23 protein-coding genes and 2 pseudogenes are annotated in these 22,431 nt (G+C 65.4%); 17 read left to right on the forward strand and 8 right to left on the reverse strand.

Features of this window, described 5'->3' with window-relative positions; all coding sequences use genetic code 11:
• The 9 genes and pseudogenes from VQ044_RS25820 to VQ044_RS19085 all read left to right on the forward strand — a co-directional run.
• Positions 1-617: pseudogene (locus tag VQ044_RS25820) on the forward strand (Ti-type conjugative transfer relaxase TraA); the annotation flags it as partial.
• 10 nt (positions 618-627) lie between these two features.
• A pseudogene (locus VQ044_RS25825) lies at positions 628-1,191 on the forward strand (Ti-type conjugative transfer relaxase TraA); the annotation flags it as partial.
• Between the two features lie 147 nt (positions 1,192-1,338).
• Positions 1,339-1,527 carry a helix-turn-helix transcriptional regulator gene (locus VQ044_RS19055; protein ID WP_327648941.1) on the forward strand — a complete coding sequence of 63 codons (189 nt, stop codon included), beginning with the start codon at positions 1,339-1,341 and terminating at the stop codon, positions 1,525-1,527.
• A complete protein-coding gene (locus VQ044_RS19060; protein WP_327648909.1) occupies positions 1,527-1,766 on the forward strand; it encodes a hypothetical protein in 240 nt (79 codons plus the stop codon). Before VQ044_RS19055 ends, VQ044_RS19060 begins: the two co-directional genes overlap by 1 nt.
• 96 nt (positions 1,767-1,862) lie before the next feature.
• Positions 1,863-2,078 (forward strand): CopG family transcriptional regulator, encoded by a 216-nt coding sequence (locus VQ044_RS19065; RefSeq protein WP_327648911.1) that lies wholly within the window; start codon positions 1,863-1,865, stop codon positions 2,076-2,078.
• A complete protein-coding gene (locus VQ044_RS19070; protein ID WP_327648912.1) occupies positions 2,072-2,437 on the forward strand; it encodes a type II toxin-antitoxin system VapC family toxin in 366 nt (121 codons plus the stop codon). Before VQ044_RS19065 ends, VQ044_RS19070 begins: the two co-directional genes overlap by 7 nt.
• A 35-nt stretch (positions 2,438-2,472) precedes the next feature.
• Entirely contained in the window at positions 2,473-4,146 is a 1,674-nt protein-coding gene (locus tag VQ044_RS19075) for a recombinase family protein (protein ID WP_327648914.1), read from the forward strand.
• 446 nt (positions 4,147-4,592) lie between these two features.
• Positions 4,593-5,693, forward strand: a complete 1,101-nt coding sequence (locus VQ044_RS19080; protein WP_327648916.1) for an AbrB family transcriptional regulator — start codon at positions 4,593-4,595, stop codon at positions 5,691-5,693.
• Positions 5,694-5,820: 127 nt separating this feature from the next.
• Complete coding sequence (locus VQ044_RS19085; RefSeq protein WP_327648918.1) at positions 5,821-6,981, forward strand: iron-containing alcohol dehydrogenase; 1,161 nt, start codon at positions 5,821-5,823, stop codon at positions 6,979-6,981.
• A 14-nt stretch (positions 6,982-6,995) separates the two neighbouring features.
• On the opposite strand, the gene VQ044_RS19090 is transcribed toward VQ044_RS19085, so the two are convergent.
• From VQ044_RS19090 to VQ044_RS19110, 5 genes are read right to left on the reverse strand one after another with little or no spacing between them, the layout of a single operon-like run.
• Positions 6,996-8,024 (reverse strand): trans-3-hydroxy-L-proline dehydratase, encoded by a 1,029-nt coding sequence (locus tag VQ044_RS19090; RefSeq protein WP_327648920.1) that lies wholly within the window; start codon positions 8,022-8,024, stop codon positions 6,996-6,998.
• A 4-nt stretch (positions 8,025-8,028) separates the two neighbouring features.
• Complete coding sequence (locus VQ044_RS19095; RefSeq protein WP_327648922.1) at positions 8,029-9,135, reverse strand: cis-3-hydroxy-L-proline dehydratase; 1,107 nt, start codon at positions 9,133-9,135, stop codon at positions 8,029-8,031.
• Positions 9,136-9,158: 23 nt separating this feature from the next.
• Positions 9,159-10,160 carry a 4-hydroxyproline epimerase gene (locus VQ044_RS19100; protein WP_327648924.1) on the reverse strand — a complete coding sequence of 334 codons (1,002 nt, stop codon included), beginning with the start codon at positions 10,158-10,160 and terminating at the stop codon, positions 9,159-9,161.
• 24 nt (positions 10,161-10,184) lie between these two features.
• Complete coding sequence (locus VQ044_RS19105; RefSeq protein WP_327648926.1) at positions 10,185-11,441, reverse strand: NAD(P)/FAD-dependent oxidoreductase; 1,257 nt, start codon at positions 11,439-11,441, stop codon at positions 10,185-10,187.
• Between the two features lie 12 nt (positions 11,442-11,453).
• Complete coding sequence (locus VQ044_RS19110) at positions 11,454-12,350, reverse strand: dihydrodipicolinate synthase family protein (protein WP_327648928.1); 897 nt, start codon at positions 12,348-12,350, stop codon at positions 11,454-11,456.
• A 253-nt stretch (positions 12,351-12,603) separates the two neighbouring features.
• Between VQ044_RS19110 and VQ044_RS19115 the strand changes: the two genes are divergently transcribed.
• The 5 genes from VQ044_RS19115 (at position 12,604) to VQ044_RS19135 (ending at position 16,140) form a co-directional block, all read left to right on the forward strand.
• Positions 12,604-12,993 (forward strand): ArsR/SmtB family transcription factor, encoded by a 390-nt coding sequence (locus tag VQ044_RS19115; RefSeq protein WP_327648930.1) that lies wholly within the window; start codon positions 12,604-12,606, stop codon positions 12,991-12,993.
• 168 nt (positions 12,994-13,161) lie between these two features.
• Positions 13,162-14,070: an MBL fold metallo-hydrolase gene (locus VQ044_RS19120; protein ID WP_327648932.1), complete on the forward strand. Its 909-nt coding sequence runs from the start codon at positions 13,162-13,164 to the stop codon at positions 14,068-14,070.
• A 5-nt stretch (positions 14,071-14,075) separates the two neighbouring features.
• Positions 14,076-14,450: a rhodanese-like domain-containing protein gene (locus tag VQ044_RS19125; protein WP_327648933.1), complete on the forward strand. Its 375-nt coding sequence runs from the start codon at positions 14,076-14,078 to the stop codon at positions 14,448-14,450.
• An 80-nt stretch (positions 14,451-14,530) separates the two neighbouring features.
• Positions 14,531-15,319: a sulfite exporter TauE/SafE family protein gene (locus tag VQ044_RS19130; RefSeq protein WP_327648934.1), complete on the forward strand. Its 789-nt coding sequence runs from the start codon at positions 14,531-14,533 to the stop codon at positions 15,317-15,319.
• Positions 15,320-15,441: 122 nt separating this feature from the next.
• Positions 15,442-16,140 carry a DsbA family oxidoreductase gene (locus tag VQ044_RS19135; protein WP_327648935.1) on the forward strand — a complete coding sequence of 233 codons (699 nt, stop codon included), beginning with the start codon at positions 15,442-15,444 and terminating at the stop codon, positions 16,138-16,140.
• Between the two features lie 201 nt (positions 16,141-16,341).
• Here the strand turns inward: VQ044_RS19135 and VQ044_RS19140 are convergent, their stop codons facing one another.
• Positions 16,342-17,175: a 3-keto-5-aminohexanoate cleavage protein gene (locus VQ044_RS19140; RefSeq protein ID WP_327648936.1), complete on the reverse strand. Its 834-nt coding sequence runs from the start codon at positions 17,173-17,175 to the stop codon at positions 16,342-16,344.
• Between the two features lie 98 nt (positions 17,176-17,273).
• Here VQ044_RS19140 and VQ044_RS19145 point away from each other — a divergent pair, with 98 nt between their 5' ends.
• From VQ044_RS19145 to VQ044_RS19155, 3 genes are all read left to right on the forward strand, one after another.
• Positions 17,274-18,164 carry a MurR/RpiR family transcriptional regulator gene (locus VQ044_RS19145; RefSeq protein WP_327648937.1) on the forward strand — a complete coding sequence of 297 codons (891 nt, stop codon included), beginning with the start codon at positions 17,274-17,276 and terminating at the stop codon, positions 18,162-18,164.
• Complete coding sequence (locus VQ044_RS19150) at positions 18,161-19,507, forward strand: aspartate aminotransferase family protein (RefSeq protein ID WP_327648938.1); 1,347 nt, start codon at positions 18,161-18,163, stop codon at positions 19,505-19,507. Before VQ044_RS19145 ends, VQ044_RS19150 begins: the two co-directional genes overlap by 4 nt.
• A gap of 247 nt (positions 19,508-19,754) precedes the next feature.
• Positions 19,755-20,516 carry an NAD(P)H-dependent flavin oxidoreductase gene (locus VQ044_RS19155; protein WP_327648939.1) on the forward strand — a complete coding sequence of 254 codons (762 nt, stop codon included), beginning with the start codon at positions 19,755-19,757 and terminating at the stop codon, positions 20,514-20,516.
• 16 nt (positions 20,517-20,532) lie between these two features.
• Here VQ044_RS19155 and folD read toward each other — a convergent pair whose 3' ends face one another.
• Together folD and VQ044_RS19165 are read right to left on the reverse strand one after the other, a co-directional pair.
• Positions 20,533-21,423, reverse strand: coding sequence for a bifunctional methylenetetrahydrofolate dehydrogenase/methenyltetrahydrofolate cyclohydrolase FolD (gene folD / locus VQ044_RS19160; protein ID WP_442872957.1), 891 nt, complete (start codon positions 21,421-21,423; stop codon positions 20,533-20,535).
• 13 nt (positions 21,424-21,436) lie between these two features.
• Entirely contained in the window at positions 21,437-22,336 is a 900-nt protein-coding gene (locus VQ044_RS19165) for a bifunctional 5,10-methylenetetrahydrofolate dehydrogenase/5,10-methenyltetrahydrofolate cyclohydrolase (protein WP_327648940.1), read from the reverse strand.
• Positions 22,337-22,431: the final 95 nt, after the last annotated feature.

Genomic DNA, 22,431 nt, shown 5'->3' on the forward strand with positions numbered 1-22,431 from the left:
GCAGTATCTCATTCGACCTGAAGGACTACGACCGCATCGACCACGGCTATGCGGCGACGATCCACAAGGCGCAGGGCATGACGGTGGATCGAACGCATGTGCTGGCCACGCCGGGGATGGACGCGCACAGCAGCTATGTCGCGCTGTCCCGGCATCGCGACGGAATGGACCTGCATTACGGCCGCGACGATTTTGCCAGCCAGGACAAACTTGTCCGCACCCTGTCGCGCGACCGGGCCAAGGACATGGCATCCGACTACGAGCAGATCGACCCGGCGCGGGATTACGCCGAGCGGCGCGGCATCACCATCCGCGCCCGTGTCGCGGAGATCGTGCGTAAGGTCGTCCCGGAAAAGGTGCGCGGCATGTTCGACGGGTTGCGCTTGCCCGCCGATGGCGGACAGGGGCCGGAACGGGCAGCGCCGACGCCGGGCGCTGGCAAAGCGCAGGGGCCGGTACGGGAAAGCGCTGCGGCAAAGGTCCGGCGAACGACGGATGCACCGGAAAGAGCCGTGGCGGCGGACCCGGAGGCGGCGCTGCGCAAGGCCCGCACCGATGCGCTCATCCGTCATGCCCGCGCGGTGGACGCGATATTCGGCGCCGAAGATGCGGGCGGCNGTGGCGGCGGACCCGGAGGCGGCGCTGCGCAAGGCCCGCACCGATGCGCTCATCCGTCATGCCCGCGCGGTGGACGCGATATTCGGCGCCGAAGATGCGGGCGGCGAGCGAAGCCCGGACCAGATGCGGAAACTTTCCGACGCTCGCAAGGCTTTCGAGGGCGTGCGGCCTCATGGCTGGCGGGATGCGGAAGCAGCCTACGTGAAAGAGCCCGGCCTCGCCCGAGAGGCAGGTGCAGGCAAGGTCAACCGCGCCATCCGGGCGCTCCAGCTCGAAACCGAAATCCGCACCGATCCGCAGCTTCGTGCGGATCGCTTCGTGGAGCGCTGGCAGAAGCTCGACCGCGCCAGCCAGCATCAATACCAGGCGGGCGACATGGCGGGCTACAAGGCCACCCGGTCGGCAATGGGCGACATGGCGAAGAGCCTCGAACGCGATCCGCAACTGGAATCCCTGCTCGCTAACCGCAAGCGAGAACTGGGCATCTCGTTCGAATCAGGTCGCAGTCTTGGCCGAGAACTCGCCTTCACTCACGGCATCGACCTCGGCAGAGGGCGCGGACTTGGGCTGTAATCTTTCCTATGTGCCGCCGTTTCTTCGTCACACTACGCCCACGCCTAAATCACTCTTGCACAACGATAAATCGCTCCTCTTTCTGGCCCAGGATCGCTCAGAAGCAGCCAGCAGGAGGCAGCCCAACCATGCACCAGCCAGACCCGTATCATCGGCCTGAACACCGTTCTCTCCCGGACGGGCCTGTCTCGCTCCACCATCTACCGGAAGATCGCCGAAGGTACGTTCCCGGCCCAAATCAGGATCAGCATCAACGGCGCCGGATGGCGGGAATCCGACATCGATCGCTGGATCGAAGATCCCGTATCGTGGAGGCCTGGAGCAGGAGGCCGGTGATGGCCGATGACGAGTGGCGCTCCGGTAGAGAGAGTCCGGCAAACGACAGTCGCGCGCCGGCCGGTCAGGATACGGAGGGCGATGCCGAAGCTCTCGAGCGGCTGGACACGGTGGTGCTTTCGATTGCTCGGCTGATCGGCAGGCGGATGGCGCGCGAGGACTACGAGAAAGCCATGCGCGCCGCCAATGACAATTCGCCGCCCGACGCGGGCGACGATGGCGGAGACGACAAGGCATGAACGGATCGTCGCAATGATATACGCACCGAGGCGGCCTATTCTCTTCCCCTGCACCGCAACACATGATATGCATGAGGTATATCAATGGAGAGTGCGATGCGAGCCCTTGTCGATATGAATGATGCGCAGATCGAAGCCCTCGATAGCCTTGCCAAGCGGGTGCGCCAATCCCGTGCCGCACTTATCCGGGCGGCGATAGACGATTATCTTGGTCGCCATCACCGCGAACAGGTCGAGGACGGCTTCGGCCTGTGGGGCAAGCGCAAGGTCGATGGTCTGGCCTATCAGGAAAAGGCGCGTAGCGAATGGTAGGCGCGCTTTTCGATACCAATATCCTCATCGACCACCTGAACGCGATCCCGCAGGCCCGTGAGGAAATCGAGCGCTTTGAAAACCGGGCCATCAGTATCATCACCTGGATGGAGGTGATGGTGGGGGCGAACGCCGATCTGGTCGAACCGACCCGGCGTTTTCTCGAGGGTTTCAATGTCATCGCCCTGGACGATGAGATTGCCAACCGCGCGGTGGAATTGCGGCGTGCGCATCGCATCAAGCTACCCGACGCGGTGATCTGGGCTACGGCGCAGACTGCCGGACGCCTGCTTGTGACCCGTAACACCAAGGATTTTTCATCCGACGATCCGGGGGTGCGCGAACCCTATACCCTGTAGGGGAACGCGCCCAGCCCGAACCACAGGAGGCCACCATGTCCCGCGCAGCCCTTTACGCCCGCTATTCATCCGACAACCAGAGCAAGGCGTCCATCGAGGACCAGTTTCGCCTGTGTCGGGAACATGCGCAGCGGGAGCGATGGGAGATTGTCGGCTCCTACGAGGATGCGGCCATATCGGGATCGAGCACGATCCTGCGACCGGGCATCCAGAGGCTCATGCGCGATGCGCAGCACGGTGAGTTCAACATCCTGCTGGCCGAGGCACTGGATCGGATCAGCCGCGATCAGGCTGATGTCGCCACGCTCTACAAGCAGTTGAAGTTCGCGGGCGTCATCATCGTGACGCTGGCAGAAGGCGAGATCAGCGAGCTTCATGTCGGCCTGAAAGGCACGATGAACGCCCTGTTTCTGAAGGACCTCGCCATGAAGACCCATCGCGGACTGCGCGGGCGGGTCGAGAAGGGCAAGGCGGGCGGCGGCCTCTGCTATGGCTACAGGGTGGTGAAGAAGCTCGGCGCCAACGGCGAGCCGGTCCGGGGCGACCGCGAGATCGTCCCGGAAGAAGCGGAGATCGTGCGGCGCGTCTTGCGCGAGTTTGCAGCGGGCAAACCTCCCAAGGCCATTGCCGTCGATCTGAACAAGGCTGACATTCCAGGCCCACTCGGGCGAGCATGGGGCGATACCAGCATTCGGGGTCACCGCACACGCGGCACCGGCATCGTCAATAACGAGCTTTATGCAGGCGTTCTGGTCTGGAACCGCCTGCGCTTTGTCAAAGACCCCAGCACAGGCAAGCGTGTCTCGCGACCGAACCCGGAATCCGAATGGATCAGGGTCGAGGTTCCGCATCTTCGGATCGTAGATGATGCACTTTGGAACGCGGTGCGCGAGCGGCAAAGGCAGATCGCCGAAATTTTCGGGCCGAACCCGGCCAACACCCGCGAGGGCAGGGCGAGGCGCCTGCATCTGGCGAACCGGCCTGTTTCTCTCCTTTCCGGCCTTCTGACTTGCAATTGTTGCAGCGGGAAGATCGGCATTATTCTCTCCGACCGGCTCGGCTGCCTGAATCATCACCGGCGCGGCAACTGCACCAACAACCGCACCATCTTGCGCAAGAAACTGGAGGCGCGGGTGCTGGCCGGGTTGCAGGACAGGCTGGTTTCGGCTGAGGCGGTCGAGGAGGCCGTGCGTGCCTATGTCGAGGAAACCAACCGGCTGAACCATCAGCGCCGTGCCCAGCACGAAACCGACCGCCGCACGTTGGCGAAGATCGGGCGCGCCATTGCCGGGATCATCTCGGCCATCGAGGATGGTATGTATCAACCGTCGATGAAGGCGCGGATGGACGAATTGGAACGGCAGAAGACCGAAATCACTGCCCGCATGGCGGAAGCCGCTGCCGATGTGCCGGATGTTCATCCCAATATCGCGTCGAACTACCGCCGCAACGTCGCGCGCTTCGCCGAAGCTCTGAACGATCCCGATGGGGGCAGGCAGGCCGCGGAGGCGCTGCGCTCATTGATTGGCGAGGTGATCGTTACCCCTGGAGAGAAGCGTGGCGAGGTTTATGCCGAGCTACGCGGCGAGTTGATGGGTATCCTTGGCGTTGCCAAGGCCGAGGAAGGAAGGGCGCCGGGCATCCCTTTTATGACAGCGGTTGAAGCGAACCCCCGCAACCAAAAAACGAACGCATTCTCAGTGATTTAAAAGGCGTCCTCCGGGGCGCCTTTTTGCGTTCGCGCGCACCTTAGCAAGCGCGCAAGGTTGCCCGCTGCCAGCAGAAATCCGACGCCATGATCATCGACGAGGACGCACAAGCGCGACGAGCGTTCGACCTGAAACCTGCGACCCGGTGCAGGAGGTCACGGTGCAGATGGCCCGCCGGAGCGGCACACGACATCGGTACCCGGTTCCGCCGGCCGTAAGCATGGTTTAGGACTACATCGTTCCGCCGCGAGCGGCAGTTCGTTCCGATGGGACGGATTGGCGTCCACTTCCTCCTTCCTGTCTTGCCCCGACGGCGAGATCGTTCCTCGTACCTTGTCCGATATGACCGTATTCCGCACGATGAAGAGAACCGCACGCCGCCGGACACCGCATGCCGGCGACGGCTTTGGCCCGCCCGACCGCGGCACTTCCGCGAACGGACGGCGATGAGCGCGATACGCGACCGGCTGGCCAAAGCCCTGGAGCCTCTCGCACCGAAGCGCTTTGCCTATGCGCGCTTCGCGCTGGCCCTGGGGATCGGCCTTATCGGCGCCTTCGTCTTCCTGCGTCTGTCGCTGCCGCTGCCCTGGATGCTCGGGCCGCTGGCAGCGTGCCTCCTCGCCTCGCTCCTGCGAATGCCGGTTACCGCGCCCACAATCCTGCGACCTCCCATGACCATGCTCGTCGGGGTGCTGCTGGGAGCAGGCTTTACGCCGGGTATGGTGACCGGGATAGCGGATTGGCTGCCGAGCCTCCTCGGCCTGATGGTCTTCCTCTTCGTCGCGGCGGCGGCCTGCGTGACCTATTTCTACCGCGTCGCCGGTTTCGATCTGCCGACCGCCTATTTCGCCGGCATGCCCGGCGGCCTGATCGAGATGGTGACGCTCGGCCAAGCCAAGGGCGGCGATCCGCGGATCATCGCCCTGATCCATTCCAGCCGCATCATGCTGATCGTCTTCTCGCTGCCGTTCGTCCTCGACGTAGTGACCGGCGAACAGGTGATCACACGACCGACGACCGGGCTGTCCATCTTCGACGCGCCATGGACGGTGGAAGCATGGCTGGTTCTGACCGGGCTCGTCGGGATCGTCCTGGGACGAATACTGCGACTGCCCGCGCCCTATCTGATGGGGCCGATGCTGGCCAGCGGCGCGGTGCATTTGACCGGGATCACGGAGTTCCGCCCGCCCTACGAGCTGGTGGCGGCCGCGCAGTTGGTGCTCGGCACCGCCCTCGGCTGCCGGTTTGCCGGAACCCGGTTGACCGAACTCGCGCGGATTCTTGGGCTCGCACTGGGATCGACCGCCATCTTGCTGTCGATCACGCTCGGCTTTTCGCTGGGATTGAACCGCCTGATCGGTTTGCCGGTCCTCGACCTGCTGCTTGCCTATTCCCCCGGCGGTCTGACCGAAACGAGCCTGATCGCGCTGGCCCTCCATGTCGAGGTGGCTTTTGTCGCGACCCATCACGTCACCAGGGTTTTCCTGGTGATGACCACGGCGGGTCTGGTGTTCCGCCTGGTTGACAAATTTCGCGGGCCGAGCTGACGGCAAGGCTCATCCCGCACGCGCTGCAAAAGGGAGCACCGGTGCGCATGGCTGGGCGAACGGCTCGTTCCGCGCCAGACTGGCGGCTACGATTCGACAACGAGACGATAACGGGAAAGATCTCGCCATGACGCCCTTCCTCTTCAACACCACGCCGTCGATCGTGTTCGAGCCGGGCGCGGCCAGGCGGCTGGGGCCGATCGCGGCGAAGACGCTCGGCGCGCGCGTGTTGCTGGTCACCGACCCTGGCCTCCGCGCGCTCGGCCTCTGCGACCCGGCGATCGCCTCGCTGGCCGAGTCCGGCGCCGCCGTCACCATCTTCGACGACGTCGCGGCCGATCCGAAACTGTCGATTCTGGAGGCCGCGACCGACGCCGCCCGATCGGCGGAGGCAACCGGCATCATCGGCTTCGGCGGCGGCTCGTCCCTCGACGTCGCCAAGCTCGTCGCGCTCATCGCCGGCTCCGGCGAGAGCCTCGACAACGCCTGGGGCGTCGGCAACGCCAAGGGCCCGAGGCTTCCGCTGGTACTCGTGCCGACAACGGCCGGCACCGGCTCGGAAGTGACGCCGGTCTCGATCATCACGGTCGGCGAGGAGGAAAAGCGCGGCGTTTCCTCGGCGCTGATCCTGCCGGACATCGCGGTGCTCGACGCCGAACTCACCCTCGGACTGCCGCCGGCGATTACCGCGGCCACCGGCGTCGACGCCATGGTCCACGCGATCGAGGCCTATGCGTCGAAGAACGCCAACAACAACCCACTGTCGAAGATGCTGGCGCGCGAAGCCTTGCGTTTGCTCGGCGCGAATATCGAAGCGGTGATCGCCGAACCGGCCAATGTGGCAGCACGCGGCGCCATGCTGCTCGGCTCGATGCTTGCCGGCCAGGCCTTCGCCAATTCGCCGGTCGCCGCCGTCCATGCCCTCGCCTACCCGATCGGCGGGACCTTCCATATCCCGCACGGCCTGTCCAACGCGCTGGTGCTGCCGCATGTCCTGCGCTTCAACGCGCCCGACGCGGCGTATCTTTATGCCGAGATCGCGGCGGACGCCTTTCCGGCGCTGGAACGCGAGGAAAGCACGCAAGGCCGCTGCGCCGCTTTCGTAGAGGAACTCGCCGCATTGTCGAAGCGCCTCGGCCTGCCGCCGCGCCTGCGCGATGTCGGCATCGGCGAGGAACACTTGGCCAAGATGGCGGCCGACGCGATGAAGCAGCAACGCCTTTTGGTCAACAATCCGCGCGATGTCTCGGAATCCGACGCGCTGTCGATCTACCGGGCGGCCTTTTAGACGTCTGCGGTCCGTCAGCCGCCGGGCCAGGTGTCGGACAAGCGATATCCGCCAGGCCACGGATCGGACGGGTCGAGCATCAGCTGGGCCGTTCCGGTGATCCAGGCCCGCCCGGAGATCGACGGGACAATGGCCGGCCGGTCACCCACCGTCGTCAGGCTCTCGATGCGGCAGTGGAATTGCGATCCGGTGACCGACTGCCCGACAAAGGCGTCTCCCGCCTGCATTTCACCGCGCGCGTTCAGCACCGCCATGCGGGCGGAACAGCCCGTGCCGGTCGGCGAGCGGTCGAGCTTGCCGGGGCGGATCGCCACCGTGTTGCGGCCAGCTAGGATGCCGTTCTCCCGCGTCACCGGTTCGGTGAACTGGCAGAAGGAGATGTGGTCCCACTCGGCATTCTGAGGATGCCGGAAGCCAATCTGCTGATTGGCGGCGCGGGTGATCCTCATGCCCGCGTCGGCCAGCACCGCCGCGTTCGCCGGGCTGATTTCAAGACCGGCCTCAGCGGCGTCGACGAGCACGAAGCTGTCGCCGCCATAGGCCGTATCGACGGTCAACGTGCCCAGCCCCTCGACCTCAAGCTTGACGCCAAGGCGATCGGCGAAGGACGGGACGTTGGTGACCGTGATGCGCTCGGCCTTGCCATCCCGGCAGTCGGCGCTGATCTCCACCAGCCCGCCCGGCGCTTCCAGCCGGAAGCGGGTGACCGGTTCGCGCATCGGCACGATCCCGCTGTCGAGGAGGACCGTCGCGACGCAGATCGCGTTGCTGCCCGACATCGGCGGGGTATCGGCCGGCTCCATGATGATAAAACCCATCGCGGCATCGGGGTGCTTCGGCGGCACCAGCAGATTGACATGGCGGAAGACGCCGCCCCTCGGCTCGTTGAGGACGAAATTGCGCAATTCGCCGTCGGTCGCCACGTGGCGGGATTGTTCCCAGAGCGTGTCGCCCGGCGGCGGCGCCACGCCGCCGACGATGACGTCGCCGACCTCGCCTTCCGCGTGGCAGCCGACGATGTGGACGAGTTTGGAGCTGCGCATGCGTCTAGCTCCCGACGTTCAGACAGGGCTCGCCCAGCACGTCCCAGCGCGGGGTCACGCCAAGGCCCGGCTCGTCCGACGCGCGCATGGTCCCATTCTCCCGTATCGGCGCCCCGTCAGCGATCGAGACGGTACTGTAGGAGTTGAAGTCGGTCGCCGAGAAGGTGAATTCGGCCGGCGTCGACTGCGCCAGATGGGCGATGGTGGCGGTGACGATGTCGCCGCCCCAGGTGTCCTCGATCGTCATCGGCGTTCCGCTGGCGACGCAAAGGTCGCGCATCAGCCGCGCCTTGGTCAGGCCGCCGACCTTGGAAATTTTCAAATTGACGATGTCCATGGCGTCGTCGGCCAGGGCGCGCTGCAGCGTCGCGACACTGTCGATGACTTCGTCGAGCACGAAGGGCAGCGGGGTTCGCCGGCGCACCGACAGGCACTCGTCATAGGTCGGGCAAGGCTGTTCGATCACGACGTCGAGGTCTCGGACCGCCAGCACGACCCGCGCCGCCTCGGCTCGCGTCCAGCCGGTATTGGCATCGGCGACAAGAACCTCTCCATCCTGGAGGACCGAACGGGTCGCGCGAATGCGGGCAATGTCCGCGTCGGCGTCGCCGCCGACCTTGAGCTGGAATTTGCGATAGCCTTCCGCCCGGTAGCCCTCGATATTCGCCGCCATCTCCGCCGAGCCCCGCTGACTGATGGCGCGATACAGCGCGACATGCGCCTGCGCCTTGCCGCCCAGCAGCTTCCACACCGGCAGGCCGGCCGCCTTGCCGAGAATATCCCAACAGGCGATGTCGAGCGGCGCCTTGATATAGGGATGGCCACGCAGAACCCGGTCCATATAGGCGTTGACGACGCCAAGGTCGGTCGGATCGAGGCCCAGCAATTGCGGCGCCAGCTCCGCCAGGCCCGCGCGCACGCCGGCCGCGAAGGCCGGCAGATAGGCTGAGCCGAGCGGGCAGCACTCGGCGTAGCCGGTGATGCCCGCATCCGTCTCGACCGCAACGACCGTGCTGTCGAAGATTTCGACGAAATGGCCGCTCGACCAAGTGTAGCGTCCCTCCTTCAACGGAAGGTCGACCTGCCACGCCTTGATGCCGGTGATCTTCATGCGGAACCTCTCATTCGCTGGACTCAGACGACCTGGAATCCCGTCGCGAAAGGATCGCGGTCGTCGATGAAGATGGTGTTGAGACCCGTCATCCTCGCCCAGCCGGCCACCGACGGGATGATCGCCGGCAGGTCGCCGACCCGCGCGTTCTCCTCGACGCGGCCGCGAAACAGCGAGCCGATGATGCTTTCATGGACGAAGTCGTCGCCCGGCTCCAGCCGGCCTTTTGCGACCCATTGCGCCATCCGAGCCGAGGTGCCGGTGCCGCAGGGGCTGCGGTCGATCGCCTTGTCGCCGTAGAAGACGGCGTTGCGGGCGGTCGTCTCCGGCCGGGTGGGCTTGCCGGTCCACAAAATATGGCTGAGACCGTTGATTTCCGGCTTTTCCGGATGGACGAATTGGTAGGCGTCGTTAAGGGCCTGGCGGAGCGCGCCGGACATCTCCACGAGCTGCCCGGCCGAGAACGCCGCCATGTCATCGAAATTTTCCTGGCTGTCCACGATCGCGTAGAAATTGCCGCCATAGGCGACATCGACGGTGAGCCGGCCGAGATGCGGACTTTCCACCTCCAGTCCCTCGCGGAACAGGAAGGCCGGGACATTCGTCAATCGAACCTCGGCGACGTATCCGTCCACTTCGGTATAGGTCGCGACGACCAGTCCGGCGGGCGTGTCGAGCCGGACCACGCCCGGTTCCCGTGGACGGATCAAGCCGTTTTCGAGCGCCATCGTCACGGTGCCGATCGTGCCATGGCCGCACATGGCGAGACATCCGGAGGTCTCGATGAAGAGGATCGCCGTGTCGCAGTCCGACCGCGTCGGGGGATAGAGGATCGCACCCGACATCATGTCGTGACCACGCGGCTCGAACATCAGGCCGGTGCGAATCCAGTCGTATTCGCGCAGGAAGTGGGCGCGCTTCTCGATCATGGTGTCCCCGACCAGCGCCGGCCCGCCGCCAGCGACAAGCCGAACCGGATTGCCGCAGGTATGACCGTCTATGCAAAAGAACGTGTGACGTGCCATCGAGAGACCTCCGGAAATCTGCAGCTAGAAGCGATCTGGCCGGAACGGCGCGACGTCGATCGCGGTCGGACGGTGGGCAACGAGGTCGGCTATGAGGCGGCCCGTGGCCGCCGATTGCGTCAGACCGAGATGGCCATGGCCGAACGCATAGAAGACAGCAGGGGCACGCGGCGAGCCCCCGATCACCGGCAGGGAATCGGGAAGCGACGGCCGGTAGCCCATCCACTTTTTGCCGCCCGTCGTGTCGAGGGCCGGCAGGAAGGCCTTGGCCTTGGCCAGCATCACGTCGGCCCGGCGCATGTTCGGCGGCAGGCGCAGCCCGCCGAACTCCACCGCTCCGCCGACGCGGATGCCGGAGGAGAGCCGGGTCACCACGAAGCCATGGCCGCCGAAGGTCAGATGGCGCCGAAGGTCGAAGGCGCCGCGTGGCAGCGTCGTGTTGTAACCCCGCTCGGTGTCGAGGGGGATGTTGTCGCCGACCGAGGTCGCGAGGCTTTTCGACCATGCCCCCGCCGCGATCACCACTTGCCGCGCGCGGATCGCCGCCCCGTCGACACAGCGTAGAACGACGCCGTCCTCCCCCGGCTCGACCGCAGTCACCTCGCCGGTCCGAAATAAAACGCCGCGTTCCCGCAGCTTGTCGGCGAACGCCACGGCAAAATCGTAGGGGTCGGTGACCGACTGCCACTCGGGCAGGAAAGTCCCGTGTGAAAAGCGGGAGTCCAGCCCAGGCTGCAATTCGTCGATGGCGTCCCTGCCCACATGCTCGAACCGGATGCCTTCCCGGCCGCGCGCGTTCCAATTCGGGCGGGCAGCGTCCCGTTCGGCCTCGCTCTCGTAGAGTTCGAGGGCGCCGTCGCTGACCAGCATGTGCGACAGCGACGCCTCCGCGACCTGACGCTGCATCTCACTGCGGGCGAGTGTCATGAGCGCGACCTGCGCCGCCATTGAGCGTGCGGCCGCGGCGGGAAAACTCGCCCGCCAGAAGCGGAAGAGCCAGGGGGCGATCGGCAACAGGTAACCCGGTCGGATCGTCAGCGGTCCGGCCGGGTCGAGGAGCCAGCGGGGGGCCTTTCGCATGATCCCGGGCGAGGCCAGCGGCAGCACATCCGAATAAGCGAGCGCGCCGGCATTGCCGCGGCTCGCGCCGCAGGCGACGCCCTCCCGATCGACGAGGGTCACGGTCAGGCCGTCCCGCACGAGCGCATGGGCGATCGAAACGCCCACGATACCCGAGCCGACAATGGCGACATCGACCTTGCGATCTGGCGATGGATTCATCCGACTCGGACCTCAGACGAAAGATGGAAGTTGCGGGCGGGTCGCGAGGGCGTCGGCGATCACCTTCTCCACCCGCTGACGCTCGGCGCCTTGGAGCGGCTGACGCGGCAGGCGGACACGGTCGTTTGACTGGATGGCGTGAACTTCCGCGAGCTTGATGTTCTGGACGAGGTAGCGCGACACGTCGAGATCGAGCAGCGGTCGGAACCAGCGATAGATGCCGAGCGCCTCCTTGGCGCGCCCCGCCTTCATCAGGCGGTAAATCGCCACAGTCTCGCGCGGAAACGCGACGACGAGGCCCGCCACCCAGCCGATTGCGCCGACCGACAGCGCCTCGAAGGCCAGATTGTCGACACCGGTGAAAATGTCGTAGCGGTCGCCGAGGCGGTTGATGATTTCGGTCGTGCGGCGGATATCGTCGCAGGATTCCTTGATCGCGACGAAGCGCGCGTCGGGCGCGAGGTCTTCCATCATATCCGGCGTCACGTCGACCTTGTAGGCAACCCGATTGGAGTAGATCATCGCCGGAAGATCTCCCGCCTGGACCACCGCCCGCAAGGTGTCCAGCGTCTCCCGGCGATCGGTGAAATAGACAAGGCTCGGGACAATCATCAACCCGTCGGCGCCGGCCTTGGCGGCGGCCCTGGCGATGTCGCAGGATTCGGCGGTGGAGGCGGCGGCGACCGTCATCAGCACCGGCTTGCCGTCCGCGGCCGATTTGGCGATCCGCAGAAGCTCGAGCTTCTCCGCCAGAGTCAGCATCGGCCCTTCGCCGAGTGAGCCGCAGATGATCAGGCCATCACATCCGGCATCCATCTGGATGCCGAAGCAGCGCTCGTTCTCCGCGCGGTCGAGGTCGCCGTCCTCGCGGAACTTCGTGGTCGCGGCCGGCATTACTCCACACCACATTCTCGTTCTCCCGTCTAAACAGCTTTTGTCGGATGGGGCGGCGGTCGGCGGAGCGACACGAACCCGCATTGCCCTGAGCTTGGTGATTGTCCTGACTGGTATTTGTCGATGATCTACCGAGGAATGCGTAGGACGCCGGCGCGACTGTGCCAAGACCCATTTCGGCGAAACGGGGATATCGTGCGCTCTTGGCTCGCCGGGGGTTGCATTTACATTCAAGTTCCTTAAATTCATGATTATGAATGTAAGTGACGTGATTCAGGCTTCGGAAGAGGCGGCGGATCTGATGGGCAGCCTGTCGCATCCGCAACGCTTGCTCGTGCTCTGCGCACTGGCCGACGGGGAGAAGCCCGTGAGCCAGTTGCGCGAAGAGCTCGCGATCGACCAGGTGCGGATGTCCCAGCAACTTATGCGGCTGCGGGCTGATGGGCTGGTCGAATCGCGACGCGTGGGGACGACCGTCTACTACAAGATCGCTCGCAGCGAAATCTTGCTGATCATCGAAGCCTTGCAGAAGGCCTTCTGCCCGGATCCCCCCTTCAAGCTGGGCAGCGGGGGCGGTGATCGCGGCGAGATCAAGGAAACGTCGGCGGCTGCCGTAGAGCCCCTGCCGCTCCCCCGGCGATCGCGGACGAAGTCTTGATGATCTCCGGAAAGTTGGCGTCCCCGCGAGGAGCGACGCCGGACGCCCGCTCGTCGGGCGTGCGGCCGCGGCTCACGACACCAAGCGTATCAACGCAAGAAATTCTTCCGCGCTGATTTTTCGCGGACTGCTTCAGCCCATTCTGAATCTGGAAAGGAAAGATAGCCAATGACGCTCACGCGACATAGCCCCTCCCGCGGCAAGGGAAGTCCCGACATCTGGGGCTTCTATGAGGAAGACACCGGCTCCATTCAGTATGTCTGCGCCGACCCGACCACGCGAAAAGCGGCGTTGATCGACGTCGTGTTGAACTTCGACCCGAGCGAGGCGCAGACATCGACCGACAGCGCCGACGAGATTCTCGCCCATGTGAAACGGGAAGGCCTGGAGGTCGAGTGGATTCTCGACACCCATCCGCATGCCGATCACATGATGGCCTCGGCCTATCTGAAGGAGAAACTCGGCGCGCCAACCGCCATCGGGGCGAAGGTCAAGGAAATCGCCTCGCTCTGGGAAGGCCTCTACAACTTGCCCGGCGGCTTCGATCCCGAGCGGGACATCGATGTCCTCTGGGACGACGGAGCGAGTTTCAAGATCGGCGAACTGGACGTCCGGGTGATGCTGTCGCCAGGCCATACACTCGGCTCGATCACCTATGTCGTCGCCGACGCCGCTTTCGTCCATGATACGTTGATGTACCCCGACAAGGGCTCGTCGCGCGCGGACTTTCCGGGCGGTTCGGCCAAGGAGCTCTGGGGCTCGATCCAGGCAATTCTGGCGCTTCCCCGCGACACGCGCCTGTTTGTCGGCCATGACTATGGCTCGGACGAGCGCGACGGGCCGGCCTGGGAAGCCACCGTCGACGAGCACAAGCGCGGCAACGTCCACGTCAAGGACGGGACGTCCGAGAGCGCGTTTATCCAGACGCGCGAGAAGCGGGATCGCACACTCCCCCTCCCCGATCGGATGCTCCACGCCCTGCAGGTGAATTTGCGCGGCGGCCGGCTGCCGCCCGCCGAAGACGACGGCAACCACTATTTCAAGATTCCCGCGAACCGGTTCCAAGGAGGCAATTGATAGCCATGGGTATTAAAGACTTCATCGCCGCCGCAATGGCGACGGCAGGCTCTGTCTCGCCGCGCGACGCGCATGGCGCCGACGCCGTCATCCTGGATGTGCGCGAGGCCGGAGAACTCGCGCAGACCGGCCGCGTCGCCGGGTCTGTCCACGTTCCCCGTGGGTTTTTGGAAGCGCGCGCCGATCCCTCGGCCGAGACCGCCGATGCCGGATTGACCGCGGCGCTGGACAAGAACCAGCCGGTCTATGTGCTGTGCGCTTCCGGCGCTCGCGCGGCCATGGCAGCGAAGACGCTCACCGACATGGGCTACACCGCCAAGAGCATCGAGGGCGGCTTGAAAGGCTGGCGCGAATGCGGCCTGCCGGTCGAGACGCGCTGATACCTCTCTGAGTCCGTCAAGAACCAACAGGAGCGCCTGCCGAGCTGGTGGGCGCTCCACTGCCGCCGAAAGCTTGCCCGATGGCCCTCGACCTCTCCCAGTATCTGCTCGGCGCCTTTTCAGGCTCGCTCGTCGGCTTCACCCTCGGCTTGTTCGGCGGCGGCGGCTCGATCCTGGCGGTGCCGCTTCTGGTCTATCTCGTCGGCGTGCCCGGCGCGCATATGGCGATCGGCACCAGCGCCCTGGCGGTCGCCGCCAATGCCGCGGCGAACCTCGTCAGCCACGCCCGTCATGGCAATGTGAAATGGCGTTGCGCCGCGCTCTATAGTGGCGCCGGCGTCCTCGGCGCGCTCGGCGGCGCGGCCGTCGGCAAGGCCATCGACGGTCAGCAATTGCTGTTTCTGTTCGCCATCCTGATGCTCGTCGTCGGGGTCTTGATGTTCCGCCGCCGGGGCAGCACGGGCGATGCCGGCGCCGAGTGCAACCGCGAGAACGCGCCGAAAGTGCTGGGCTTCGGGGCCGTCACCGGCGCCTTCTCGGGTTTCTTCGGCATCGGCGGTGGTTTTCTGATCGTCCCGGGGCTGATCGCGTCCACCGGCATGCCGATCCTCAACGCGGTCGGCTCCTCGCTGGTCGCCGTCGCCGCTTTCGGCCTGGCCACCGCCTTGAGCTACGCCTTTTCCGGTTACGTGCTGTGGACGCTCGCCCTCGTCTTCATCGGCGGGGGGATCGCCGGGGGCCTGGTCGGCGCCACCGCCGCGCGAGGGCTCGCGGCGAAGAAGGGCGCGCTGAACATGGCCTTCGCCGGGCTGATCTTCGTTGTCGCCGTCTATATGCTCTACAAGAGCGCCATGACCTGGCTGGCTTAGAGTCGCGAGGCTCCGGCGTCGTCTTCGTCTGCGCGCCGCTTGGCGCAGAGCTTCGGCCTGATGATGCGGGCCGCCTCGGTGGCGGCCCATTTTCCAGATGCTTTGCAAGAAGAGGCGCTCTCATGGTCCCGGTCCAGCTATCGTATTATTCCGACATCCTGTGCATCTGGGCCTATGCCGCTCAGCGCCGCCTCGAGGCACTGGTGGAGAAATTCGGCGCCGACCTCGCGATCGACGCCCATTTCTGCCCTGTCTTTCCCGACGCCTGGGGCAAGATCGAGACGAGCTGGAAGCATCGTGATGGCTTTGAGGGCTTCAATCGGCACATCAACGAGGTGGCGAAGAAGTTTCCCCACATCGAGGTTCACGAGCGCCTGTGGCTCGAAACCCGGCCGCGAAGCTCCGCAAGCGCCCACCTGTTCGTCAAGGCTGTCGAACTGGTCGAAGCCGACGCGACGGGCGGCGAGGCCGAACAACTGCCTTATCTCGACCGGCTTTCCACACGCGCCAGTTGGGAGCTGCGCCGCGCCTTCTTCGCGTCGGCGAAGGATATTTCCGACTGGCGGGTCCACGAGGAGATCGCCGATCGTCTCGGCATCGACTACAGCAGCGTCGACCGCAAGATCCGATCCTCCGAAGCGCTGGCGCAGCTTGCCGCCGACGACCAGATGAGCCGCAAGAACGGCGCCGAGGGCAGCCCGACCTTCCTGCTCAACGAGGGTCGGCAAAAGCTGTTCGGCAATGTCGGCTACCGACTGCTCGAGGCCAATGTCCACGAACTGTTCCACAACACGGCGACAAACGAGGCCAGCTGGTGCTGAGATGCCGCCCGACCGGGCTCGGCACCGCCCGTCATTCGATGGCGTTTCGGACGGCGCGAGCGCGTTCGTCATCCCGGTAGGGTTTTTGCAGGAAAGGCTTCAGGGCGTCGTCCCCCGCTGAGGCGAAGATCTCGCTGCCATAGCCGAAGGTGAACAGGACCTTCAAAGCCGGATGCCGGCGCTTCGGTTCAATGCCTCGGTCTAATCTGCACTGAAGCGTCGCAGATCGTCTGCGTCCGCAACCGTCAAGCCGCAGCCTCGAATCGTCTCTGCTACTGACGAAACCAGGTCGGCGTTTGTGTCCGCCAGCGTGCCATCCGGCCGGAACAGGTTGTTCTCGAAACCGACCCGCGCGTGCCCTCCGAGGAGCGCCCCCGCCGTCACGCAGGCCGTTTCATGCTGCCCGAAGGCACAGACGCTCCAGTGTGCGAAGCGCGGCATTTCGGGTGCCAGGAACGGCAGGAGGGCGGCCGGCGTCGATGTCTGCCCGACGGTGTAGCGGCCGAGCACGTAAAGCACGGGAATGCGATCGAAGGGAACCAGGCCTCGCCGCCACATGGCGTCGAGCCGTACCGCCTCCTCCGGCGCGTAGAGAATGATCTGGGGGACGACGCCTTCGCGCTTCATCCAGGCGAGCAAGTCGGCGAACGCGGCTTCCTCGCTGTCGTCGGGCACGAGCTCGCGCAGCGCCAGGGATACCGCCTCGGGCTTGACCTCGCGCACGACGCTTCGTTGCTCGGCGGGCGTATAGATCCCCAGCGCTTCGCTGGTGATCTGAATGACCATGCGATCGCCCACAACCCCGTGAATAGCCGCGATGGCGTCGCGATAGGCGCCGGCGTCGAGGAGATGTGTCCCGTTGGGTTTTCGTACGTGCGCGTGGATCATCGCGGCGCCGGCCTCCAGGCATTCGGCTGCGGTGTGCGCCAGTTCCCGCGGCGTCAGAGGAATGGCCGGATGGTCGGCCTTGATGCGACGTCCGCCATTGGGAGCGACCGCGATGACGACGGGCTGCGGGAAAGAGACGGCTTCCATTGGGGCTACTCGCTTGGATGATGACCTGTTTGAATCTTTTTTATCATCATTGAAACACTTGTTGCAATAATTGTCGCTACGGCGTACAACTGACAACCATGGATCAGGGACCTCTTACCGAAGAGATCGTCAAGGCGTTCGGCGCGATGTCGCCGCAACTCCAGACGGCGGCGCGATACGTGCTCGACCACCCCAGCGATGTGGCCCTCCTGTCGATGCGGGAGCAGGCCCGGCAAGCCGGCGTCCAGCCCGCAACCATGACGCGCCTCGCCCAGCATCTGGGTATGGACGGGTTCGACGACATCCGGGAGAAATACGCCGCTGCCGTACGGGACGGGAACCTTGGCTTTGCCGGCAAGGCCGGGGCGCAGGTCGCGGGCCAGAAGCTGCGGGGCGACAAGGCTCTCGCGGCCGAGATGCTGACGTCCATCGGGCGTCAGATCGAGGCGCTCCGGTCGCCGGACAATCTGGAACGCATCGCCGCCGCCGCCAAGGTGCTCGCCGCGGCACGTCGGGTCTACTGCCTCGGCTTGCGCTCCAGTCACGCGGTCGCCTGGCACTTTCATTACGTGCTGACACTGATCGGAGAGCGCTCGATCCAACTCGACGGGATCGCCGGCACCGGCGCCGACGCATTGGCCACCGCCACGGCGGAGGATGTCCTTCTCGTCACGAGCGTCCAGCCCTATACGCGCCAGACGGTCGAACTGGCCGAGCATGCCGCCCGGCGTGGCGTGAAAATCGTCGCGATCACCGACAGCGAAGTTGCCCCTCTTGCCCGGACCGCGACCTGCGTGATGGTCGTGCCGACGTCCAGCCCGTCCTTCTTCCACACCATGGCGCCGGCCTTCGTGATCGCCGAAATCCTCGCCGCGATCATGGCAGGCCATGACGACGACGCGGCTCTCGCGGGGCTGCGTCGGACCGACGAACACCTTGCGTCCCTCAACATCCACCTGAAGCCGAAGCAGGCGAAGAGACCGTCATGAGCCACATTCTCCACCGTGCGGCCAATGCCGTAATGCCCGTCGCCGTCGCGGGACGAGGCATCGAGCTGTTCGATCGCGACGGCAAGAGTTACATCGATGCTTCGGGGGGCGCGGCCGTCTCTTGCCTCGGCCATGGCCATCCTGACGTCATCGCCGCTCTGCACGAGCAACTCGACACGATCGCCTACGCCCATACCGGTTTCTTCACGACCGAGGTCGCCGAGCGTTTGGCCGATCGCCTCGTTGAGGACGCGCCGGACGGGCTCGACCACGTCTATCTCGTCAGCGGAGGCTCGGAAGCCGTCGAGGCGGCGCTCAAGATGGCGCGCCAGTATTTCGTGGAGAAGGGCGAGTCTAAGCGCCGCCATATCATCGCACGCAAGCAGAGCTACCATGGCAATACGCTCGGTGCCCTGGCGACGGGCGGCAATGAGTGGCGTCGGGCGCAGTTCCGCCCGCTTCTGATCGAAACCCACCACATCGACGCCTGCTACGCATACCGTCTGCGCGAAGACGGCGAGAGCGACGCCGACTACGCCGCCCGTTCCGCCCAGCAGCTGGAAGACAAGATCCTGGAACTCGGCGCCGACGAGGTCATCGCCTTCGTCGCCGAGACCGTGGTCGGCGCGACCGCCGGGGCCGTGCCGCCGGTCGGCGATTATTTCAAGCGCATCCGCGAGATATGCGACCGCTACGGCGTCCTGCTGATCCTCGACGAGGTCATGTGCGGCATGGGCCGTACCGGGACGCTACACGCCTGCGAGCAGGACGGCATCGTGCCGGACCTGATGACCATCGCCAAGGGTCTCGGCGGTGGCTACCAGCCGGTCGGCGCGGTGCTTGTGTCGGCACAGATCTTCGAGGCCTTTTCGAAGGGCTCCGGCTTCTTCCAGCACGGCCACACCTATATGGGCCATCCGATGGCCGCGGCCGCGGGCCTCGCCGTTCAGGACATCATCCGCCGCGACGGCCTCCTCGATAACGTCGTGGCCATGGGCGAGTGCCTGAACAGGCGTCTTGTCGAGCGGTTCGGCAATCACCATCACGTCGGCGACATCCGCGGGCGTGGCCTGTTCCGGGGCATCGAGCTGGTCCGCGACCGCTCGACCAAGGAGCCCTTCGACCCGAAGCTGAAGCTCCACGCCCTTATCAAGCGCGAGGCGATGGCGCGTGGGCTGATGGTCTATCCGATGGGCGGTACGATCGATGGCGTGCGGGGCGATCATGTCCTCCTCGCGCCCCCGTTCATTGTCGACGAAACCCAGATAGCAACGATCGTCGAGCGTCTCAGCGACGCCATCGATGCGGCTCTCGAAGGCCTGCCGGGCGACCTCACGCGGTAAGGAGAAAATACCCATTCTGCTAACCAAGGCCTGTCGCGGGCCACATCTTCGGCGGTGACTTCTGGACGGAGTCGGTCAGATACGCCTCGGCGGTCGATACGCCGACGTGGTGCTGCGCTACGTGCTCGGGACGTGTCCATGACGGTCGTTTCGCCGATCGGTCCCGTCCGTCCGCTCGCGCACCGACCGGCCCTTCGGCGTCAACCTGATCCCGGCGGCGACCGACCCCACGCTTTTCGACGAAGAGTTGGCGGTCTGCCTTGAGGCCAAGGTTCGGGCGATGGTCTTTTTCTGGGACGTCGTCCCGGAGGCAATCGAGACGGCGAAGCGGGCCGGATGCCGGGTGCTCTATCAGGTCGGATCGCTCGCCGCCGCGCGGGCTGCCGAAGCCGCCGGAGCGGATGCGGTGATCGTCCAGGGGGTCGAGGCCGGCGGCCATGTTCACGGCAGCGTATCCTCGCTGGTACTGCTGCCACAGGTCGCCAGCGCGCTTAAAATTCCCGTGGTCGGATCGGGAGGATTTTCCTCCGGTGCCAGCCTCGTCGCGGCGCTGGCGCTCGGCGCGCAGGGCATCCACTGCGGCACCGCCTTCCTGGCGACGCAGGAATCCTTCGCCCACGACCTGCACAAGCGCCGCGTCGCCGCGGCGTCCTGCGAGGACACCGTCCACACCGACGCCTTCGCCATCAACTGGCCGCCCAACTCGCCGGTCCGGGTCCTTGCCAGCGACGTCACCGAAACCCTCGGCGCGCGGCTGTTCGGCTACAAGGCCGAGGACCTGCCGCGCGAGGCGATCGCGATGGAGGACGACCGGTCGATCTATCTCTTCAGCACCGATTCGCCGCTCCAATCGATGCGCGGCGATCTCGAGCGGCTGGCGCTGTTCGCGGGTCAGGTCGCCGGCCGGGTCGAAGCGATTGAGCCGGCCGGAGAAATTGTCGCCACCATCGCACGTGACGCGTTGGCAATTTTGTCCGATCTGACGCGCAGAGGCGCCGCGACCGGATAGGGCGCCGGTCGTCGCGCTACGCCTCGGACGCGTCGGAATTGGCACGGCAGCAGGCGGTCAGCGTATTGGACAACAGGCAGGCGATGGTCATCGGCCCGACGCCCCCCGGCACCGGCGTGATCGCGCCGGCGACCTGGGCGGCGCTGGCGAAGTCGACATCGCCGACGAGACGCGTCTTGCCCTCGCCCTTTTCCGGCGCCGCGACCCGGTTGATGCCCACATCGATGACCGTGGCGCCGGGCTTGATCCAATCGCCCTTGATCATCTCGGGCCGACCGACGGCGGCTACCACGATGTCGGCGCGGCGCACCACGTCCGCCAGATTTTTCGTCCGCGAATGGGCAATCGTCACCGTGCAGCTGTCTCCCAGGAGAAGTTGCGCCATCGGCTTGCCGACGATGTTCGAGCGACCGACCACCACCGCTTCCAGACCGGACAGACTTCCGTGGTGGTCGCGCAGCATCATCAGGCATCCGAGCGGCGTGCACGGCACCATCGAGTCCTGCCCCGTCCCCAGGAGACCGACATTCGACAGATGAAAACCGTCCACGTCCTTGGCGGGGTTGATCGCGTTGATGACCAGATCCTCGTTGAGATGCTTCGGCAGCGGCAGTTGGACGAGGATGCCATGCACCGCCGGGTCGTCGTTCAGGCTTTCGATTAGGGCCAAAAGGTCGGCCTCGGAAATGTCGGCCCCGAGCTTGTGCTCATAGGAGTTCATTCCAACTTCGACGGTCTGTTTGCCCTTCGAGCGGACATAGACCTGGCTGGCCGGGTCCTCGCCCACCAGGACGACCGCCAGCCCGGGGGTTATGCCGGTCGATTTCTTCAGCTGGCCCACGCGCGCCGCCACGTCGTCGCGCACCGAAGCGGCAAACGCCTTTCCGTCGATAATACTGGCTGTCATGATCCCACCTCGGTCATCCATTGTTCGTGCTCGCAAAAGACTGCTGGTAGTGCTCTTTCTGCATTCGCGTCGCCAGCACCGCGTTCTGCATCAGCACGGCTACCGTCACCGGCCCGACGCCGCCGGGCACCGGCGTGATCCAACCGGCGACACTGGCGCAGCTGTCGAAGTCCGCGTCGCCGACGGTTTTCCCATCGACCCGGTTGATCCCGATGTCGATCAACGCCGCGCCGGGCTTGATCATCTCGCCCGTCACCAGGCCGGGCTTGCCGACGGCAACGAAGACCGCGTCGGCCGCGCGGCTATGCATGGCCACCGACCGCGTCATGTGGTGGCAGACCGTCACGGTCGCCCCCAGTCCCATTAGAAGAAAGGCGATCGGCTTCCCGACGATTTCGGAATGGCCGATAATCGTTACGTCCAGCCCCTCGATCTTCAGCGGCAGCGTCTTCATGATTTCCACCGCCGCCACCGCCGTGCAGGGGCCAAGCGCCAGATCGTTGTAGACGATGTTGCCGATCGAGGCCGGATGCATGCCTTCCACGTCCTTCAGCGGATGCACGGCCTTCTGCAACGCCTTGACCGGGATATGCGCGGGCAAGGGGCGCTGGATGATGATCCCGTGCACGCGCGGGTCGGCGTTGAGTCCCTGCAGGATGCCGACCAGTTGCTCGGGCGACGTCTCGTGCGGATAGCTGCGTGCCTCGAAGGCGACGCCGGCGCTCTCGGCGCTTTTCTGCTGGTTCCGGACATAGAGTTCGGCCGCTGCGGTATCGCCGACGGAGACCGAGACGAGACGCGGCTGCCAGCCTTCTTCGGCCAGCTTCGCCGCATCGTTCGCCGCCTCGGCCCGCAGGCGCGCCGCGATGGCCTTGCCATCGATCATCGCGGCACGGGTCACATCGCGGAGCATTGCCCTAGAACAGGCCTTCGATGAGGCCTTCGTCATTGAGCCGGATGGATTCCGACGAGGGCACGCGCGGCAGGCCCGGCATGGTCATGATCTCG

Origin of the sequence: Aurantimonas sp. C2-5-R2 (assembly GCF_036549495.1) — a bacterium.
GTDB lineage: Bacteria > Pseudomonadota > Alphaproteobacteria > Rhizobiales > Rhizobiaceae > Aurantimonas > Aurantimonas coralicida_A.

Bases quoted from the DNA above. Each gene is read 5' to 3' on its own strand.
- VQ044_RS19060 (WP_327648909.1), top strand. From the start codon at position 1,527: ATGGCCGATGACGAGTGGCGCTCCGGTAGAGAGAGTCCGGCAAACGAC.
- VQ044_RS19065 (WP_327648911.1), top strand. From the start codon at position 1,863: ATGCGAGCCCTTGTCGATATGAATGATGCGCAGATCGAAGCCCTCGAT.
- VQ044_RS19070 (WP_327648912.1), top strand. From the start codon at position 2,072: ATGGTAGGCGCGCTTTTCGATACCAATATCCTCATCGACCACCTGAAC.
- VQ044_RS19075 (WP_327648914.1), top strand. From the start codon at position 2,473: ATGTCCCGCGCAGCCCTTTACGCCCGCTATTCATCCGACAACCAGAGC.
- VQ044_RS19080 (WP_327648916.1), top strand. From the start codon at position 4,593: ATGAGCGCGATACGCGACCGGCTGGCCAAAGCCCTGGAGCCTCTCGCA.
- VQ044_RS19085 (WP_327648918.1), top strand. From the start codon at position 5,821: ATGACGCCCTTCCTCTTCAACACCACGCCGTCGATCGTGTTCGAGCCG.
- VQ044_RS19090 (WP_327648920.1), bottom strand. From the start codon at position 8,024: ATGCGCAGCTCCAAACTCGTCCACATCGTCGGCTGCCACGCGGAAGGC.
- VQ044_RS19095 (WP_327648922.1), bottom strand. From the start codon at position 9,135: ATGAAGATCACCGGCATCAAGGCGTGGCAGGTCGACCTTCCGTTGAAG.
- VQ044_RS19100 (WP_327648924.1), bottom strand. From the start codon at position 10,160: ATGGCACGTCACACGTTCTTTTGCATAGACGGTCATACCTGCGGCAAT.
- VQ044_RS19105 (WP_327648926.1), bottom strand. From the start codon at position 11,441: ATGAATCCATCGCCAGATCGCAAGGTCGATGTCGCCATTGTCGGCTCG.
- VQ044_RS19110 (WP_327648928.1), bottom strand. From the start codon at position 12,350: ATGTGGTGTGGAGTAATGCCGGCCGCGACCACGAAGTTCCGCGAGGAC.
- VQ044_RS19120 (WP_327648932.1), top strand. From the start codon at position 13,162: ATGACGCTCACGCGACATAGCCCCTCCCGCGGCAAGGGAAGTCCCGAC.
- VQ044_RS19125 (WP_327648933.1), top strand. From the start codon at position 14,076: ATGGGTATTAAAGACTTCATCGCCGCCGCAATGGCGACGGCAGGCTCT.
- VQ044_RS19130 (WP_327648934.1), top strand. From the start codon at position 14,531: ATGGCCCTCGACCTCTCCCAGTATCTGCTCGGCGCCTTTTCAGGCTCG.
- VQ044_RS19135 (WP_327648935.1), top strand. From the start codon at position 15,442: ATGGTCCCGGTCCAGCTATCGTATTATTCCGACATCCTGTGCATCTGG.
- VQ044_RS19140 (WP_327648936.1), bottom strand. From the start codon at position 17,175: ATGGAAGCCGTCTCTTTCCCGCAGCCCGTCGTCATCGCGGTCGCTCCC.
- VQ044_RS19145 (WP_327648937.1), top strand. From the start codon at position 17,274: ATGGATCAGGGACCTCTTACCGAAGAGATCGTCAAGGCGTTCGGCGCG.
- VQ044_RS19150 (WP_327648938.1), top strand. From the start codon at position 18,161: ATGAGCCACATTCTCCACCGTGCGGCCAATGCCGTAATGCCCGTCGCC.
- folD (WP_442872957.1), bottom strand. From the start codon at position 21,423: ATGACAGCCAGTATTATCGACGGAAAGGCGTTTGCCGCTTCGGTGCGC.
- VQ044_RS19165 (WP_327648940.1), bottom strand. From the start codon at position 22,336: ATGCTCCGCGATGTGACCCGTGCCGCGATGATCGATGGCAAGGCCATC.